Below are 15,926 nucleotides of genomic sequence, written 5' to 3'. Positions count from 1 at the left end.
CGGAAGGGACCTGACTCATGGGAGCGCAGCTCCGGGTCTACAAGCGTCGCATCAAATCCGTCACCGCGACGAAGAAGATCACCAAGGCGATGGAGATGATCGCCGCCTCGCGCGTCGTCAAGGCGCAGCGCAAGGTGCAGGCGTCGACCCCGTACGCGACCGAGCTGACCCGCGCGGTCACCGCGGTGGCCACGGGTGCGAACGACAAGCACCCGCTGACCACCGAGGCGGAGAACCCGACCCGTGCCGCGGTCCTGCTCCTGTCGAGCGACCGCGGTCTGGCCGGCGCGTTCAACTCCAACGCCATCAAGGCGGCGGAGCAGCTCACGAGGAAGCTGGAGAGCGAGGGGCGCGAGGTCGACATCTACGTCGTCGGCCGTCGTGGCATCGCGCACTACAACTTCCGTGAGCGCAAGCTGGCCGACTCGTGGACCGGCTTCACGGATCAGCCGGAGTACGCGGACGCCAAGAAGATCGCCGCTCCGCTGATCGAGGCGATCGAGAAGGACACGGCCGAGGGCGGAGTGGACGAGCTCCACATCGTCTACACCGAGTTCGTCTCGATGATGACGCAGACGGCGGTCGAGGCCCGGCTGCTGCCCCTCAGCCTCGACGAGGTGGCGAAGGAGGCGGGCGAGCAGGACACGCTCCGTCCGCTGTACGACTTCGAGCCGTCGGCGGAGGACGTCCTCGACGCCCTGCTGCCGCGCTACGTCGAGAGCCGTATCTACAACGCGCTGCTCCAGTCGGCTGCCTCCAAGCACGCCGCCACGCGCCGCGCGATGAAGTCGGCGACCGACAACGCGGGAGACTTGATCAACAATCTCTCCCGACTTGCCAACGCGGCCCGCCAGGCCGAAATCACCCAGGAAATCAGCGAGATCGTCGGCGGCTCGGCAGCCCTGGCCGACGCGACCGCGGGGAGTGACAAGTAATGACGACCACTGTTGAGACGGCCGCCGCCACGGGCCGCGTCGCCCGGGTCATCGGCCCGGTCGTCGACGTGGAGTTCCCCGTCGACGCGATGCCGGAGATCTACAACGCGCTGCACGTCGAGGTTCCGGACCCGGCCGAGGAGGGCGCGAAGAAGACGCTGACCCTCGAGGTCGCCCAGCACCTCGGTGACGGCATCGTCCGCACCATCTCGATGCAGCCCACCGACGGTCTGGTCCGCCAGGCCCCGGTGACCGACACCGGCTCCGGCATCACCGTGCCGGTCGGCGATGTCACCAAGGGCCGTGTGTTCAACACGCTGGGTCAGGTGCTGAACGACGACGCCTCCACCGTCGCGGACGCCCCGCGCTGGACGATCCACCGCAAGGCCCCGGCCTTCGACCAGCTCGAGTCCAAGACCGAGATGTTCGAGACCGGCCTGAAGGTCGTCGACCTTCTCACCCCGTACGTCAAGGGTGGAAAGATCGGTCTGTTCGGTGGCGCCGGTGTCGGCAAGACCGTTCTGATCCAGGAAATGATCGTCCGTGTGGCCAAGCTGCACGACGGTGTGTCGGTCTTCGCGGGCGTCGGCGAGCGCACCCGTGAGGGCAACGACCTCATGGTGGAGATGGAGGAGGCCGGCGTTCTGGACAAGACCGCGCTGGTCTTCGGCCAGATGGACGAGCCCCCGGGCACCCGTCTGCGTGTGGCCCTGGCCGGTCTGACCATGGCGGAGTACTTCCGCGATGTGCAGAAGCAGGACGTGCTGTTCTTCATCGACAACATCTTCCGCTTCACCCAGGCCGGTTCCGAGGTCTCGACCCTGCTCGGCCGTATGCCCTCCGCGGTGGGTTACCAGCCGAACCTGGCCGACGAGATGGGTCTCCTCCAGGAGCGCATCACCTCGACCCGTGGTCACTCGATCACCTCGATGCAGGCGATCTACGTCCCCGCGGACGACCTGACCGACCCGGCCCCGGCCACCACCTTCGCCCACCTCGACGCGACGACGGTTCTCTCCCGTCCGATCTCCGAGAAGGGCATCTACCCGGCCGTGGACCCGCTGGACTCCACGTCCCGGATCCTGGACCCGCGCTACATCGCGCAGGAGCACTACGACGCCGCCACGCGCGTCAAGGGAATCCTGCAGAAGTACAAGGACCTCCAGGACATCATCGCGATTCTCGGTATCGACGAGCTGAGCGAGGAGGACAAGCTCGTTGTCCACCGCGCCCGCCGTGTCGAGCGCTTCCTGTCCCAGAACACCCACGCGGCGAAGCAGTTCACCGGTGTGGACGGTTCGGACGTTCCGCTCGACGAGTCGATCGCCGCGTTCAACGCGATCTGCGACGGTGAGTACGACCACTTCCCCGAGCAGGCCTTCTTCATGTGTGGTGGTCTCGAGGACCTCAAGAAGAACGCCAAGGAGCTCGGCGTCTCCTGAGCCTCGTGCTCCTGAGGGGGGCGGGTGTGCCCGCCCCCCTCGCCACGCCCCTTAGAATTGACCCCAACACCCGGCACGACCGCCGGGTGGTGACCCGAGGAGCCACCCTTGGCTGCTGAGCTGCACGTCGAGCTGGTCGCCGCCGACCGGAATGTCTGGTCCGGCGAGGCCACTCTGGTCATCGCGCGTACCACCTCCGGCGACATCGGCGTCATGCCCGGCCACCAGCCGCTGCTCGGTGTGCTGGAGTCGGGCCCGGTGACCATCCGTACCAGCGAGGGCGCGACCGTCGTCGCCGCTGTGCACGGCGGGTTCATCTCGTTCGCCGACGACAAGCTGTCTCTGCTCGCGGAGATCGCCGAGCTGGCGGACGAGATCGACGCCCAGCGCGCCGAGCGCGCGCTGGAGCGCGCCAAGTCGGAGTCGGACGCCGCCGCCGAGCGTCGCGCCGACGTCCGACTGCGTGCGGTAGCGGTCCGCTGACGGACCGCGCCGAGAGTTGTGCCCTCAGCCGCGGCACGGCCTGGAGAACTCCAGACCGTGTCGCGGCTGAGGCGATGCAGATGCGGGTTGTATTCGGTTACGCCGGCGGAGCCGGTCACGGGACGCAGCGAGGAGGTCGGTGAAGATGTTCCTCGCTCTGCTCCTGAGCGGACTGGTCGTCGCACTGGTGGTGATCGGGCTCTTCGTCTTCGGCTTGCGCCGCCGGTTGATCCAGCGCGCCGGCGGCACCTTCGACTGTTCGCTGCGGTGGGACGTCCCCGAGGAGCCGGACGTCTCCGGCAAGGGGTGGGTGTACGGAGTCGCCCGCTACAGCGGTGATCAGGTCGCCTGGTTCCGGGTCTTCTCGTACGCGCCCCGGCCGCGCCGGGTCCTCGAACGCTCGGCGATCGAGGTCCTGGAGCGCCGGATGCCGGAGGGCGAGGAGGAGCTGGCGCTGCTCTCCGACGCGGTGATCCAGCGCTGTATGCACCGGGGGACCCGCCTGGAGCTGGCGATGAGCGAGGACGCCCTCACCGGTTTCCTCGCCTGGCTGGAGGCGGCGCCTCCCGGCCAGCGGGTCAATGTGGCGTAACCGATCGTGAAACGACGAAGGCGGGGACGGCGTGCTGCGCCGTCCCCGCCTTCTGTTTCCCTGGCTAGTTCAGCCCGTTGTTGATGGCGCCGACCAGCTCGCCGCCGGTGGTGTCACCGCTGAACTCCCAGAAGAAGGCTCCGCCCAGGCCCTGGTTCTTGGCCCAGCTCATCTTGGACGTGACCGTGGCCGGGGTGTCGTAGCTCCACCAGTTGGTGCCGCAGTGGGCGTAGGCCGTGCCGGCGATCGTGCCGGTGGCCGGGCAGGAGCTCTTGAGGACCTTGTAGTCCTCGATGCCCTGCTCGTACGTGCCGGCCGCCGGGCCCGTCGCCGTGCCGCCCGGGGCGGACTGGGTGACGCCCGTCCAGCCGCGGCCGTAGAAGCCGATGCCGAGCAGCAGCTTGTTGGCCGGGACGCCCTTCGCCTTGAACTTGGCGATCGCCTCGGCGGAGTTGAAGCCCGCCTGCGGGATGCCGGGGTAGGAGGTGAGCGGGGAGTGCGGGGCCGTCGGGCCCTTCGCCGCCCAGGCGCCGAAGAAGTCGTAGGTCATCACGTTGAACCAGTTCATGTACGGCGCGGCGCCCGCGTAGTCGGCGGCGTCGATCTTGCCGCCGGCGGAGGCGTCGGCCGTGACGGCCGCCGTGACCAGGTTGTTCGCGCCGAACTTGGCGCGCATGGCCTGCATCATGTTCTTGAAGGCCGCCGGTCCGCTGGTGTCGCAGGACAGACCGCAGGCGTTCGGGTACTCCCAGTCGAGGTCGATGCCGTCGAAGACGTCGGCCCAGCGCGGGTCCTCGACCAGGTCGTAGCAGGACTGGGCGAAGGCGGTCGGGTTCTGCACGGCCTGGCCGAAGCCGCCGGACCAGGTCCAGCCGCCGAAGGACCACAGCACCTTGATGTTCGGGTAGGCCTTCTTCAGCTTGCGCAGCTGGTTGAAGTTGCCGCGCAGCGGCTGGTCCCAGGTGTCGGCGACGCCGTCGACGGACTGGTCGGCGGTGTAGGCCTTGTCGTAGTCGGCGTAGGCGTCGCCGATGGTGCACTTGCCGCCGGTGACGTTGCCGAAGGCGTAGTTGATGTGCGTGATCTTGGACGCGGAGCCGGACGTCACGATGTTCTTGACGTGGTAGTTACGGCCGTAGACGCCCCAGTTGGTGAAGTACCCCAGCTTGACCGTGGACCCGGGGTTCGGGTTGGTGCCGCCGCCCGTGGTGCGGACGCTCGCGGCGCCGCTGGCCGGGCCGGTCTGGTCGATGGTGTCGCGGGCGACGACCGTGTAGCTGTAGTTCGTGCCGGCGGTCAGGCCCGTGTTGGTGTACGTGAGTCCGGTGACCGTGGCGACCTTCGTGCCGTCGCGCAGGACGTCGTAGTTCTTGACGCCCTTGTCGTCGGTGGCGGCGGTCCAGGTCAGCTTGACCGAGGTGTTGGTGATCTCGGAGGCGACGGGGGTGCCGGGGGCGGAGGGGGCGCTGTCGCCGGGCTGGGTGGACCCGTCGCAGGAGGCTCCGTTGACCTTGCAGCCGCTGGGGGCGCCGGTGCCGGAGCCGTTGAAGCCGAAGGAGACGGTGGCGCCGGGGGCCAGGGTGCCGTTCCAGCCGACGTTCTTGGCGGTCCAGTGGGTGCCGGAGCCGGTGACGGTGGCGTCCCAGGCGGAGGTGACGGTGGTGCCGGCGGGGTAGTCCCACTCGACGGTCCAGGAGGAGAGGGTGGTGGTGCCGGTGTTCTTCACCGTCCACTTGCCCTCGAAGCCGGAGCCCCAGTCGGAGACCTTGGTGTAGGTGGCGGTGGCCGCCGTGGCGGCCTCGGCGGGTGCGGCGAGGCCGACCATCGCGGCCAGCGGCAGGATCAGGGCGGTCAGACCGGCGGCGGCCCGGTGTCTGAACCCTGTTCGGCGCCTCGGTGCTTGAGTGCTCAACGGTGCTCCTCAAGTTGCGGACGGACAAGATGGGGGTGGTCCGTGAAGGGTGCGCGCGCCCCGCGAGCGTAGAAAGGTCTGGACCAACCGTCAAGAGGTCCAGACCAACGTCGGCGTACCGGCTTCCGTTCCCGCTCAGACCCCCAACTCCTGTGCGAGCACGGCCGCTTGCACCCTGCTGCGCAGCCGCAGCTTCCCCAGCACCTTGCTGACGTGCGTCTTCACCGTCGCCTCCGCCATGTCGAGGCGTACCGCGATCTCCGCGTTCGACAGACCCCGGCCCAGCGCGGAGAGCACCTCCCGCTCCCGGGGCGTCAGCGCGTCCAGTACGGACGGGTCCGCCGCGCCCGGCGCCCGTACCGGTCGGCTCGGCGCCGCGAACTCGGCGATCAGCCGCCGGGTCACCGCCGGCGCGATCAGCCCCTCGCCGCGCGCCACCGTCCGTACCGCCTCGATCAGGTCCTTCGCGTCGGTGTTCTTCAGCAGGAACCCCGCCGCCCCGGCCCGCAGCGCCCCGAAGACGTACTCGTCCAGGTCGAAGGTGGTCAGCACCAGCACATCGGCGAGCCCCTCGGAGACCACCAGCCGGGTCGCGCTCACCCCGTCCATCCGGGGCATCTGCACATCCATCAGGACCAGGTCCGGGCGCAGCTCGCGGGCGAGTTCCACCGCCCGCTCGCCGTCCGCGGCCTCGCCGACCACCTCGATGTCCGGCGCGCTGCCCAGGATGAGGACAAGCCCCGCCCGCACCGCGCTCTGATCCTCGGCCACGATCACCCGTACCACGCCTGCGGCTCCTCGTCCCTCGTCCCGACGGGCAGGACCGCCCGTACCCGCCACACCTTGCCCCCGTCGCCGGCCGGCACGGCACCGGCCTCGAACTCCCCGTCCAGGAGCGCCACCCGCTCCCGCATGCCGACCAGACCCGCCCCCGATCCGGGCGCGCGCGGCCCCGGCTGCCCGCCGAACGGACTCGTCACCCCCACCGTCAGCGCCCCGTCCGGACGGCGGCCCAGCTCCACCCGGACCTCGCCGGGCGCCGCGTGCTTGAGGGCGTTGGTCAGCGACTCCTGCACGATCCGGTACGCGGCGAGCTCGACCGGCGCCGGCAGCGGACCGCCCGGGGGCCGGGTGTCGTCGAGCGCGAACGTCAGCCCGCTCGGCTCCCCGTTCGTCCTGGCCTGGGCGACCAGCGCCTCCAGGCCGTCCAGGGTGGGCGCGGCCGCCGGCGCGGTGTCACCACTGCTGTCCCGCAGCAGCCCGATCAGCCGCCGCATCTCGGCCAGCCCCTCGACGCTGTTCTCCCGGATGACGGTGAGCGCCTGCCGGGTCGTCCCCGGGTCGTCGATCGACAGGGCGGCGGTGGAGTGGATCGCGATGGCGGACAGATGGTTGGCGACCATGTCGTGCAGCTCGCGGGCCATCCGGGCGCGCTCGGCGACGACCGCCTGGCTCCGGTCCATCTCGGCGAGCAGCGCGGTCTGGTCCGCGCGCAGCCGCGCGGCGTCGGCCGCCTGGCGGTGGTTGCGCACCACCGCGCCGGTGACGGCCGGAAGGAACGAGACCATGCCCGTGACCAGGCCGACCAGCAGGGCGATCGCGTTCTGCCACCAGACGAGGAAGCCGATCGTCACGCCGACCGTGATCAGTCCGGTGGTGTACGGGATGCGCCGGGCGGAGGCGGGCGAGCCGTAGACCACGGCCGCGTAGACCACGTCCGTGAACATCAGCGCGGTCACGAGGCTGCCGTAGGTGAACTGGTCCGCCACGAGCGCCAGCGTGGCGACGGTCAGGGCGGTCTGCGGCCTGGAACGGCGCAGGGCCTCCATCGCCGCCATGACGACGAGCGGGACCAGCGTCGCCCAGCGCGCCGTGACCGGCGCGTCGTTCTGGGTGTGCAGACCGAAGGACCACATCAGCAGACCGATGGCGAGGCCGCCGGCGGCGATCAGCAGGTCGTGGCGGTGCGGTCGGGGCAGGGTCACCTCCCCATCCAACACGGTGGGAGGCGCCCCGGCCTCGCCGTCCGGGCCGATGCGCCCTCCGTCGAAGGATGTAGGCGCGGTTCGTCACCGCCGACGACGATTCGGGCCCGGCGCCACGGGAGGCTGAGAGGGAACCGAAAGGGGAGTGCCGTGATCGTCACGCTGATCGTGATCTGCGAAGTCGGCTTCTGGGTCCTGCTGGCCGCCGGCCTCGCCACCCGCTATCTGCTGAGGATGCCCCGGACGGGTCTCGCCCTGCTGCTGTGCGAGCCGCTCCTGGAGGTCCTGCTCCTCGTCGTCACCGCGATCGACCTCAAGAACGGCGCCGACCCCAGCTGGCGGCACGGCCTCGCCGCGGTCTACATCGGCTACACCGTCGGCCACGGCCACCGCACCGTGAAGTGGCTCGACGGCCACGCCGCCCACCGCTTCGGCGGCGCCCCGCCGCCCGCGAAGCCGCCGCGCTACGGCATGGCGCGCGCCCGCCACGAGGGCAAGGTCTGGTCGGGCTCGGTGGTCGCCGCGGCCGTCGCCAGCGGACTGCTGCTCCTGGCGGCCTGGTACGTCGGCCCGGACGGGAACACCGACTCCCTCAAGAGCTGGATCGTCGTCGCCTGGCGGGCCGCCGGCATCCACGGCCTGATCGCGCTCAGCTACGCGATCTGGCCGAAGAGGGCACCGGCGGCGGAAACCGGCTCAGCGCTCCCCGCCCGGAACCCACAGCACGTCCCCGACCTCCTTGTTCGCCGTCCGGGCGAGGATGAAGAGCAGGTCCGATAGCCGGTTGAGGTAGGTCGCGGTGAGCACGTTCATCGTCTCGCCGTGCACCTCGATCGCGGCCCACGTGGAACGCTCCGCGCGCCGGACCACCGTGCACGCCTGGTGCAGCAGCGCCGCACCGGGCGTGCCGCCCGGCAGGATGAAGGAGCGCAGCTTCTCCAGCTCCTCCAGGAAGCGGTCGCAGTCCGCCTCCAGCTTGTCGATGTAGGACTGCTCCACCCGCAGCGGCGGATACTTCGGGTCCTCCACCACCGGGGTGGAGAGGTCCGCGCCGACGTCGAACAGGTCGTTCTGGACACGGACGAGGACCTTCACGACCTCCTCGTCGAGCTGCCCGAGCGCGATGGCCGTACCGATGACGGCGTTGGCCTCGTTGGCGTCGGCGTAGGCCGAGATCCGCAGATCGGTCTTGGCGGTCCGGCTCATGTCGCCCAGCGCGGTGGTGCCCTGGTCGCCGGTACGGGTGTAGATGCGCGTCAGATTGACCATGACCCCAGCCTAGTTACGCTCCGGCCGTCCGGAGCGCCCGTGTGCCGACCGTCACGGCGAGGCGGCGGGCCGCACGCGAGACGTCCTCCTCCGTGGTGAAGCGCCCGAAGCCGATCCGGACGCTGCCCCGGATCCGCTCCGGCGACAGACCGATCGCCGTGAGGACGTGCGAGGGCTCCTGGGCCGAACTGTTGCAGGCCGAACCCGTCGAGACGGCGATGTCCGTGGCCTCCAGGAGCAGGTGCTGCGCGTCCACGCCCTCGAAGGAGAGATTCACCGCGTGCGGCAGGAAACCGGGGCCCGTACCGCTGTTGAGGGTGTACGGGACCAGCTCCGCCAGCTCGGCGAGGAACCGCGCGCGCAGCCCGGCCAGCCGGACCGCCTCCTCGTCCCGGCACGCCGCGAGGACGCCCACGGCCGCGCCCAGACCGATCACGGCGGCCGTGTTCACGGTGCCGGCGCGCAGGCCGCGCTCCTGACCGCCGCCGTGCAGCAGGGGCACCAGGGGCGCCCGGTCCGACAGGCCGTTGGAGACGTACAGCACGCCGATGCCCTTCGGGCCGTAGATCTTGTGGCCGGAGAAGGTCAGCAGATCGACGCCGAGCGCCCGGACGTCGACCGGCAGCGAGCCGACGCCCTGGGTCGCGTCGCAGTGCAGCGGTACCCCGGCCGCCCGGGTCACGGCGGCGATGTCCGCCACCGGCTGGACGGTGGAGATCTCGTTGTTCGCCAGCATCACTGAGACCAGCGCGGTGTCCGGCCGCAGCGCGTCCGCCACCTGCCGTGCGCCGACCCGCCCCTCGGCGTCCACGGGCAGCACGGTCACCTCGTGCCCGGCCGACCGCAGGGAACGGCAGGTGTCCAGCACCGATTTGTGCTCCACGGCCGTCGTCACCACATGGCGGCGGCTTTCGGAACGGACGACCCCTTTGATCGCGAGGTTGTTGCCCTCCGTGGCACCGGAGGTGAAGTAGATCTCGGTACGGGCGGCGCCGATGAGGCGGGCCACCGCGCCGCGCGCCCGTTCGACCTCGCGGAAGGCGCGGATGCCGGCCGCGTGCGGGCTGGACGGATTGGCGAAGCAGTCGGTGGCGGCGACGTTCATCGCCTCGACGACCGCCGGGTCCATCGGGGTGGTCGCCTGGTGGTCGAGATAGATCGTGGCCATGCCGGTTCTCCCTCTCCGGGGCGCAGGTGGCTCGGACGCTGTGGCTCGGACGGGTCGTCAGAAGTCGTACGCGGTGTAGGGCAGGGCGATCGGATCGGCGCAGGCGGCGTCCGCGAAGACCAGCACGATCTCCTCCCCGGGCCGGGCCTCGGTGCGGAGGTAGATCTCGGCCCCCTTGGTGACCTTGTCGCGGTCGGCGAGCGAGTTGATGTCGACGACGTGGCGGCGGTCGCAGTCGGGAAAGGCCCGCAGCCGGGCGAAGTAGCGCGCGAAGTACTCGGCCACGATCAGCGGGCAGCGCGGCACCACATGGTCGTCCTTGACGACTCCGGCGAGCACCTTCTCGTACGTACGGGAGCGGAAGAGGATCTCGTCGCCCTCCCGCGAGAACAGGGGATGGTCCCCGGCCTCGCGCAGCCGGTGTTTCATGGCGCGGGCCGCGCGGTTGCGCAGGGTCCGCTCGCGGGTGACGGTGAAGGCGGTTCCCGCCTCGGCGGCCGAGGCGCGCAGCGGCGCGAGATCACTCTCGACGAAACCGGCGCGGGCCGCCGCCGGCGTACAGACGTCGGTGGAGCAGGACATGCCGAGGTCGTTGACGATGACGTCGTACAGCACCTTGTTGCCGCGGTGCAGCCGGCGGGCGGCTGCACCCGTCTCCTGGGCCAGGGCGAAGGAGCTGAGCGCGAACTCCCCGACGCCGGCGCCCGTTTCGAAGTAGCCGCCCGCGACGAGGACCGCCGAGCGGGCGGAGCGGGAGACGGTCTCCAGAAGGGGCGCGACCCGTGGCGGGACGGTGCGGTTCCGGGAGGTGGTGCCGGAGAGGGTGGCGGGGGTGGTCATGTGTGCACTCCGTTCTTCGGTGAGGGGGAGGGATCGGCCGGGACGGCGGGCGGCTGCCGTGCGGTGCCGAGTGCGGCGGTCACCACGCAGAGCACCGCCGCCCACTGGGCCCAGGAGAGCCGCTCGCCGAGGAGGGCGAGTCCCACCAGGGCGGCGATGACCGGCTCCACCGTGGACAGCACGGCGAAGACCCGGGGCGTCATGCGCCGCAGGGCGACGAACTCCAGCGAGAACGGCACCACGGTCGTCAGCACCGCCACCGCGAGGGCCACCCCGAGCACGCCGGGTGCCAGCAGGTCGCCCAGGGAGGGCAGGCCGAGCGCAGGGGCGGTGGGCAGTGCGAGGACGGCGGCGACGGCGAGGCCGAGCGCGAGGCCGGAGCCGCCGGGCACGGCCCGGCCGACCCGGGCGCCGAGCAGGATGTAGCCGGTCAGGGCGGCGCCGGTGAGCAGGGCGGCGGCGAGGCCGACCGGATCGTCCATGCCCCGGGTGCCGCCGAGCACGAGCAGGCCGATGCCCGCGAGCCCCACCCAGAGCCGGTCCGACGCACGCCGCGAGGTGAGCGCCGCGAGCAGCAGCGGCCCGCTGAACTCCAGCGTGACGACGACGCCCAGCGGCAGCCGGGAGGTCGCCTCGTAGAAGGAGAACTGCATGACGGCGAAGACGGCTCCGTAGGGGAGGAGCAGCCGCCAGTGGGTGCGCAGCAGCCTCGGCGCCGGCCGCGAGAGGAGGACCAGCAGGGTGGCGGCGATGAGCAGCCGGAGCAGGGTCGCACCGGCCGGTCCGGTCTGTTCGAAGAGCCGCTTCGCGAAGGCGGACCCGAACTGCAGGCTGACCATGCCGGCCAGCAGGAGCAGCGGCGCGGGTGTGGCCGCCCCCAGGGCGTACGGACGCATGACGGTTCCCCCTCCCGGAAGTGACAGGCCGCCGGACACGTTCCGCCGACTCTATACCCCTAGGGGGTATATGGCGACGGTGGTCCGACGCGAACCGGACGGGAACCGGACACGAACGGCGCGGAAGAGGTGTCGTGAGTGTGACGTCCGTCAAAGCGGGCGTGACGCGCATTACTTAGCGGTCACATGGGGGCTCACGCCCGCTAATCTCCGCCGGAGAGCCAGAAGTGAACAGGTGTTGAGGGGTGGAAGACGTGGCCAGGAAGCTCGCCGTCATCGGAGCCGGACTCATGGGGTCCGGAATCGCGCAGGTCTCGGCCCAGGCGGGCTGGGAGGTCGTCCTGCGTGACGTCACCGACGCCGCCCTCACCCGCGGCACCGACGGCATCAAGGCGTCGTACGACCGCTTCGTCGCCAAGGGCAAGCTGGACGCCGCCGACGCCGAGGCCGCCCTCGGGCGGATCACCGCCACCACCGAACTCGACGCCGTCGCCGACGCCGACATCGTCGTCGAGGCCGTCTTCGAGAAGCTGGAGGTGAAGCACGAGATCTTCCGCTCCCTCGACAAGGTCGCCAAGGACGGGGCCGTGCTCGCCTCCAACACCTCCGCCATCCCGATCACCAAGATCGCCGCGGTGACGGAGCGCCCGGAGGCCGTCGTCGGCACCCACTTCTTCTCGCCGGTCCCGATGATGCAGCTCTGCGAGCTGGTCCGCGGCTACAAGACCAGTGACGAAACCCTCGCCACCGCGCGGGAGTTCGCCGAGTCGGTCGGCAAGACCTGCATTGTCGTCAACCGCGACGTGGCAGGCTTCGTCACCACCCGCCTCATCTCCGCCCTGGTCGTCGAGGCTGCCAAGCTCCACGAGTCCGGCGTGGCGACCGCCGAGGACATCGACATCGCCTGCAAGCTTGGGTTCGGCCACGCCATGGGCCCGCTCGCCACCGCCGACCTCACCGGGATCGACATCCTGGTGAACGCCACCGGCAACATCTACACCGAGACGCAGGACGAGAAGTTCGCGCCGCCGGAGCTGATGCGCCGGATGGTTGACGCCGGTGACATCGGCCGCAAGAGCGGGCAGGGCTTCTACAAGTACTGAGGCCCTGCGGCCGTTCGCCATCACCCCACAGGGTGAATTCGGTATCAGTTCGCTTACAAGGCGCAACGCTTCTGCGCCGACGGCAGTCAGTTGTTGCAAAGACGGAGCACTCCCGGGGAGCGCATATGCACATCAGGGGCGACCACGTCGAGCTGGTCGTCGGGGGCCGCCTCGACGTTCGCAGCGCGGCGGACGCCCGCACGGTCCTGCACTCGGCCGTCGACGACGGAGTCGGCGACCTCGTACTGGACCTGACCGGTCTCGACTCCTGGGACGCCACCGGTCTCGGGGTCATCATGGGCGCACACCGCCGGGCCGGCCGCTGCGGCCGCCGGCTGGTGCTGCGCGGGGTGCCGCCCCAGATGCAGCGCCTCCTCGTGGCGACCCGGCTGCACCGCATCCTCGCCATCGAGGGCGGCCTCGCGGCGGAGTCGCTGCCCCGCGTGTGAAGCTGCTGTGCGAACCCGGCGTCACGCCCCAATCCTCACGAGACCGTGACGTCTGGGGCGGGGCGGCACCCCGGCTGTTCCAGGATTCCCGAAGAAGGTCTAGGGTTCGGTCGCCTGCCCATTGACGGACCCACCCGGCGGGCACCGGACCAGAAGCGACAGCGAACGTGCAGATCGGCCGGAGGGATTTCGGCACGCACCGCTTTTGGGGGGCTTGGACCATGGACCCGATGAACCGGGGGCCGGAAGAGTACGGCCACGACCACGAGGGCGACGACGCCCGCGAGGGACGCGGTGCGTCCGCGCCCGAGCGCGGACCCGCGACGCCCACCCGCGTGCGCACCGCCCGCGTCGTCGCGGGCGATCTGCTGCTCACCGTCAACCCCGTCGACGGCAGCGAGATCGAGGCCTGCCCGCCCGGAGCGCAGCCCGCGCCGCCGCGCCGCCGCACCGCCCAGGAGCGGGCCGAGGCGGCCCGCGCGGCCACCCCGCCCGTACCGCCCGGCCCCGCGAGCCCCCGCCTGCCGCTGGTCGAACGCCAGGAGGAGCACGAGCGGCTCGTCCAGCTCCTCGCCCGCGGCCGCTCCGTCCGCGTCACCGGCCCCGCCGGCTCCGGCCGCACCGCCCTGCTCGACGCCGTCGCCGCCGACTGCGCGGACATCGCCCCCGACGGCGTCGTCCGCCTCTCCGGCCACCACCGCACGCCCACCGAGCTGCTGTACGAACTCTTCGCCACCGTCCAGCACGCCCCGGACCACCGTCCCGACCGCCCGGCACTCCTGGAGCTGGTCCGCGACATCGGCGCGGTCGTCGTCGTCGACGACCTGGAGATCGGCGGCGCCACCCTCGACGAGCTGCTCACCGCCGCCCCCGAGTGCGCCTTCCTGCTCGCCGCCGGCCCCGACGTCCCGGCCCCCTCGCCCGACGCCCACATCGAGGAGATCGCCCTCGCCGGCCTCGGCCGGGCCGCCACCCTCGAACTCCTGGCGAACGCCGTCGACCGGCCGCTCACCGAGGACGAGGCCAACTGGGCCGGTGACCTCTGGTTCGAGTCCGAGGGCCTGCCGCTGCGCTTCGTCCAGGCCGGCGCCCTGCTCCGCCAGCGCGACCGGCTCCGGGCCACCCCCGCCGAGTTCGACGCCTTCGGCGCCCAGGAGGACGCCACTCCCGCCGAGCTCGCCGCGTCCGCCGAGTTCGACGCCTTCGGCGCCCTCGACGACGCCTTCGGTCCCGCCCCGACCCCCGCGACCGGGGCAGCGCCCGACCCGGCCGACGTCGACCTGCGCGAGGTCCCGCTGCCGAGCCTCGGTGAGGGCGCGGCGCCCGCCGCCCTGCTCGCCTCCCGGCTCAGCCGCTCCGCGCAGGAGACCCTGCGCTTCGCGGTCGCCCTCGGCGGCGAGGTGCCGCACCAGGCCCACCTGCCCGCCCTCGTCGGCGACACCCACGCGGACGCCGCCGTCGGCGAACTCATGGCCTGCGGACTGCTCACCCCCGTCGGCACGCGCTACCGCCTCGCCGTCGGCGTCCTCACCCAGCTCCTCGCCCACGGCTACGGCGAGGACGCGGCGGACCGGGCCCACACCGTCGCCCAGCACTACACCTGGTGGGCCGGACACCCCTCCGTCACCCCCGCCCGCGCCGTCGCCGAGTCCGACGCCGTGCTCGCCACGCTGACCGCGCTCCTGCCCGGACCGGACGCCGAGCACCCCGGCACCGCCGTCCTCCTCGCCCGCAGCGCGGCGCCCGCGTTCGCCGCCGGACTGCACTGGGGCGCCTGGGAGCGCACCCTGCGCGCCGGACAGGAGGCCGCCCGCCTCGCCGGAGAGGTGGCCGAAGAGGCCTATTTCCAGCACGAGTTGGGCATTCTCGCGCTCTGCTCCGGAAACCTGGAGCGGGCCCGCGCCGCACTGGAGGCGTCCATCGGCATGCGTGGCGCGCTCGCCGACAAGCGCGGCACCGTCGCCGGCCGCCGCGCCCTCGCCCTGGTCGCCGACCGCACCGGAGGCGCCCTGCCCGGCGACCCGACGCCCGGTCGGGGCACGCCCGCCCTCCTCCGCAAGGAGGAGCCCCTCTCCCCTCCGCGTGGCACCCCGGCCGCGCTCATGCCTCCGGCCGCCGCCTCGGCGTCGCCGGTCACCGCTCGCTCCCCGTTCCCGGACTTCGCCGACGACGGTCCGACGCTCATCTCCCGGCCCGACACCTCCGGGGTCGGCAACGGAAGCGGAAGCGGAAGCGGCGGTACGACGTGGGGCGGCCGCCTCGGCGTCGTCGCAGGGGCCCGGCGCAACCTCGTCGCGGTCGGCACCGGCGTGCTCCTGGCCGCCGTCCTCGGCACCGTCGTGACCATCGGGGCCACCTCCGGCAGCGCGGAGGACCCGGCGAACAACCGGGTGACCTCCGACCGCACGGCGAGCGAGGACGCCGGCGACGACGGCTTCGACGCCGAAGAGCCGGCCGCGGACGAGTCGCCCCGTCCCTCGGACTCCGGCTCCCCGAGCAGTCCCGGCCCCTCCGGCTCGGCGAGGACTCCGGGCACCGGCGCGACGAACGCCCCGGGCGGCTCCCAGTCCCCGGACGCCACCCCCACCGGCACTCCGACGACCGGGGGACCGGCGCCGTCGACGGGGGCGCCGCGCCCGACGACGAGCCCGACGACGAAGCCGAAGCCGACGCCGTCGTCGCCCAAGCCGTCCACGACGTCTCCGACGCCCTCCGATCCGCCGTCGTCGTCACCGCCGCCGTCCCCCACCGAGTCGACGGCCCCGCCGAGCTCCGCCTCCGCCACCCTCAGCAGCGGTCCCACCTCGGGCGACCCCACCACCGGCACCTCCGCCTGACAGCACGGCGACGGC

At 71.8% G+C, this 15,926-nt stretch carries 15 protein-coding genes; 8 read left to right on the top strand and 7 right to left on the bottom strand.

Annotated features, from left to right (window positions below; all coding sequences use genetic code 11):
• Positions 1-17 precede the first annotated feature (17 nt).
• The 4 genes from ACF06X_RS20865 (at position 18) to ACF06X_RS20850 (ending at position 3,452) form a co-directional block, all read left to right on the top strand.
• Positions 18-935, top strand: a complete 918-nt coding sequence (locus ACF06X_RS20865; protein WP_392288749.1) for a F0F1 ATP synthase subunit gamma — start codon at positions 18-20, stop codon at positions 933-935.
• A complete protein-coding gene (atpD, locus tag ACF06X_RS20860) occupies positions 935-2,377 on the top strand; it encodes a F0F1 ATP synthase subunit beta (RefSeq protein ID WP_392288748.1) in 1,443 nt (480 codons plus the stop codon). The genes ACF06X_RS20865 and atpD overlap by 1 nt, the downstream gene beginning before the upstream one ends.
• 108 nt (positions 2,378-2,485) lie before the next feature.
• Positions 2,486-2,860, top strand: coding sequence for a F0F1 ATP synthase subunit epsilon (locus tag ACF06X_RS20855; RefSeq protein ID WP_158990514.1), 375 nt, complete (start codon positions 2,486-2,488; stop codon positions 2,858-2,860).
• Between the two features lie 145 nt (positions 2,861-3,005).
• Positions 3,006-3,452: a DUF2550 domain-containing protein gene (locus ACF06X_RS20850; protein WP_392288747.1), complete on the top strand. Its 447-nt coding sequence runs from the start codon at positions 3,006-3,008 to the stop codon at positions 3,450-3,452.
• A 64-nt stretch (positions 3,453-3,516) separates the two neighbouring features.
• On the opposite strand, the gene ACF06X_RS20845 is transcribed toward ACF06X_RS20850, so the two are convergent.
• The 3 genes from ACF06X_RS20845 to ACF06X_RS20835 form a co-directional block, all read right to left on the bottom strand.
• Entirely contained in the window at positions 3,517-5,364 is a 1,848-nt protein-coding gene (locus tag ACF06X_RS20845; protein WP_392288746.1) for a glycosyl hydrolase family 18 protein, read from the bottom strand.
• Positions 5,365-5,499: 135 nt separating this feature from the next.
• Positions 5,500-6,150, bottom strand: coding sequence for a response regulator (locus tag ACF06X_RS20840; protein ID WP_392288745.1), 651 nt, complete (start codon positions 6,148-6,150; stop codon positions 5,500-5,502).
• Positions 6,138-7,349 carry a sensor histidine kinase gene (locus ACF06X_RS20835; protein ID WP_392288744.1) on the bottom strand — a complete coding sequence of 404 codons (1,212 nt, stop codon included), beginning with the start codon at positions 7,347-7,349 and terminating at the stop codon, positions 6,138-6,140. The genes ACF06X_RS20840 and ACF06X_RS20835 overlap by 13 nt, the downstream gene beginning before the upstream one ends.
• A gap of 150 nt (positions 7,350-7,499) precedes the next feature.
• Between ACF06X_RS20835 and ACF06X_RS20830 the strand changes: the two genes are divergently transcribed.
• Positions 7,500-8,129: a hypothetical protein gene (locus ACF06X_RS20830; protein ID WP_392288743.1), complete on the top strand. Its 630-nt coding sequence runs from the start codon at positions 7,500-7,502 to the stop codon at positions 8,127-8,129.
• On the opposite strand, the gene ACF06X_RS20825 is transcribed toward ACF06X_RS20830, so the two are convergent.
• From ACF06X_RS20825 to ACF06X_RS20810, 4 genes are read right to left on the bottom strand one after another with little or no spacing between them, the layout of a single operon-like run.
• The gene (locus ACF06X_RS20825; protein WP_392288742.1) at positions 8,046-8,618 is read right to left on the bottom strand and encodes a cob(I)yrinic acid a,c-diamide adenosyltransferase; all 573 of its coding nucleotides are present in this window, start codon (positions 8,616-8,618) and stop codon (positions 8,046-8,048) included. The genes ACF06X_RS20830 and ACF06X_RS20825 overlap by 84 nt on opposite strands.
• 13 nt (positions 8,619-8,631) lie before the next feature.
• On the bottom strand, positions 8,632-9,786 hold the full coding sequence (locus ACF06X_RS20820) for a cysteine desulfurase family protein (RefSeq protein WP_392288741.1): 1,155 nt from the start codon (positions 9,784-9,786) through the stop codon (positions 8,632-8,634).
• Positions 9,787-9,843: 57 nt separating this feature from the next.
• Positions 9,844-10,626: a hypothetical protein gene (locus ACF06X_RS20815; RefSeq protein WP_392288740.1), complete on the bottom strand. Its 783-nt coding sequence runs from the start codon at positions 10,624-10,626 to the stop codon at positions 9,844-9,846.
• Positions 10,623-11,522, bottom strand: coding sequence for a DMT family transporter (locus ACF06X_RS20810; RefSeq protein WP_392288739.1), 900 nt, complete (start codon positions 11,520-11,522; stop codon positions 10,623-10,625). Before ACF06X_RS20810 ends, ACF06X_RS20815 begins: the two co-directional genes overlap by 4 nt.
• A 254-nt stretch (positions 11,523-11,776) precedes the next feature.
• On the opposite strand from ACF06X_RS20810, the gene ACF06X_RS20805 reads away from it, so the two are divergent.
• The 3 genes from ACF06X_RS20805 to ACF06X_RS20795 all read left to right on the top strand — a co-directional run bounded on the left by ACF06X_RS20805 (position 11,777) and on the right by ACF06X_RS20795 (position 15,911).
• Positions 11,777-12,625 carry a 3-hydroxyacyl-CoA dehydrogenase family protein gene (locus ACF06X_RS20805; protein WP_392288738.1) on the top strand — a complete coding sequence of 283 codons (849 nt, stop codon included), beginning with the start codon at positions 11,777-11,779 and terminating at the stop codon, positions 12,623-12,625.
• Between the two features lie 125 nt (positions 12,626-12,750).
• Positions 12,751-13,074, top strand: a complete 324-nt coding sequence (locus ACF06X_RS20800; RefSeq protein ID WP_024761898.1) for an STAS domain-containing protein — start codon at positions 12,751-12,753, stop codon at positions 13,072-13,074.
• Positions 13,075-13,295: 221 nt separating this feature from the next.
• Entirely contained in the window at positions 13,296-15,911 is a 2,616-nt protein-coding gene (locus ACF06X_RS20795; RefSeq protein ID WP_392288737.1) for an ATP-binding protein, read from the top strand.
• The last annotated feature ends 15 nt before the right edge of the window (positions 15,912-15,926 follow it).

It is taken from the genome of Streptomyces sp. NPDC015346 (genome assembly GCF_043078785.1).
Classification (GTDB): Bacteria; Actinomycetota; Actinomycetes; order Streptomycetales; family Streptomycetaceae; genus Streptomyces.
This window is presented reverse-complemented; position numbering and strand designations above follow the sequence as displayed.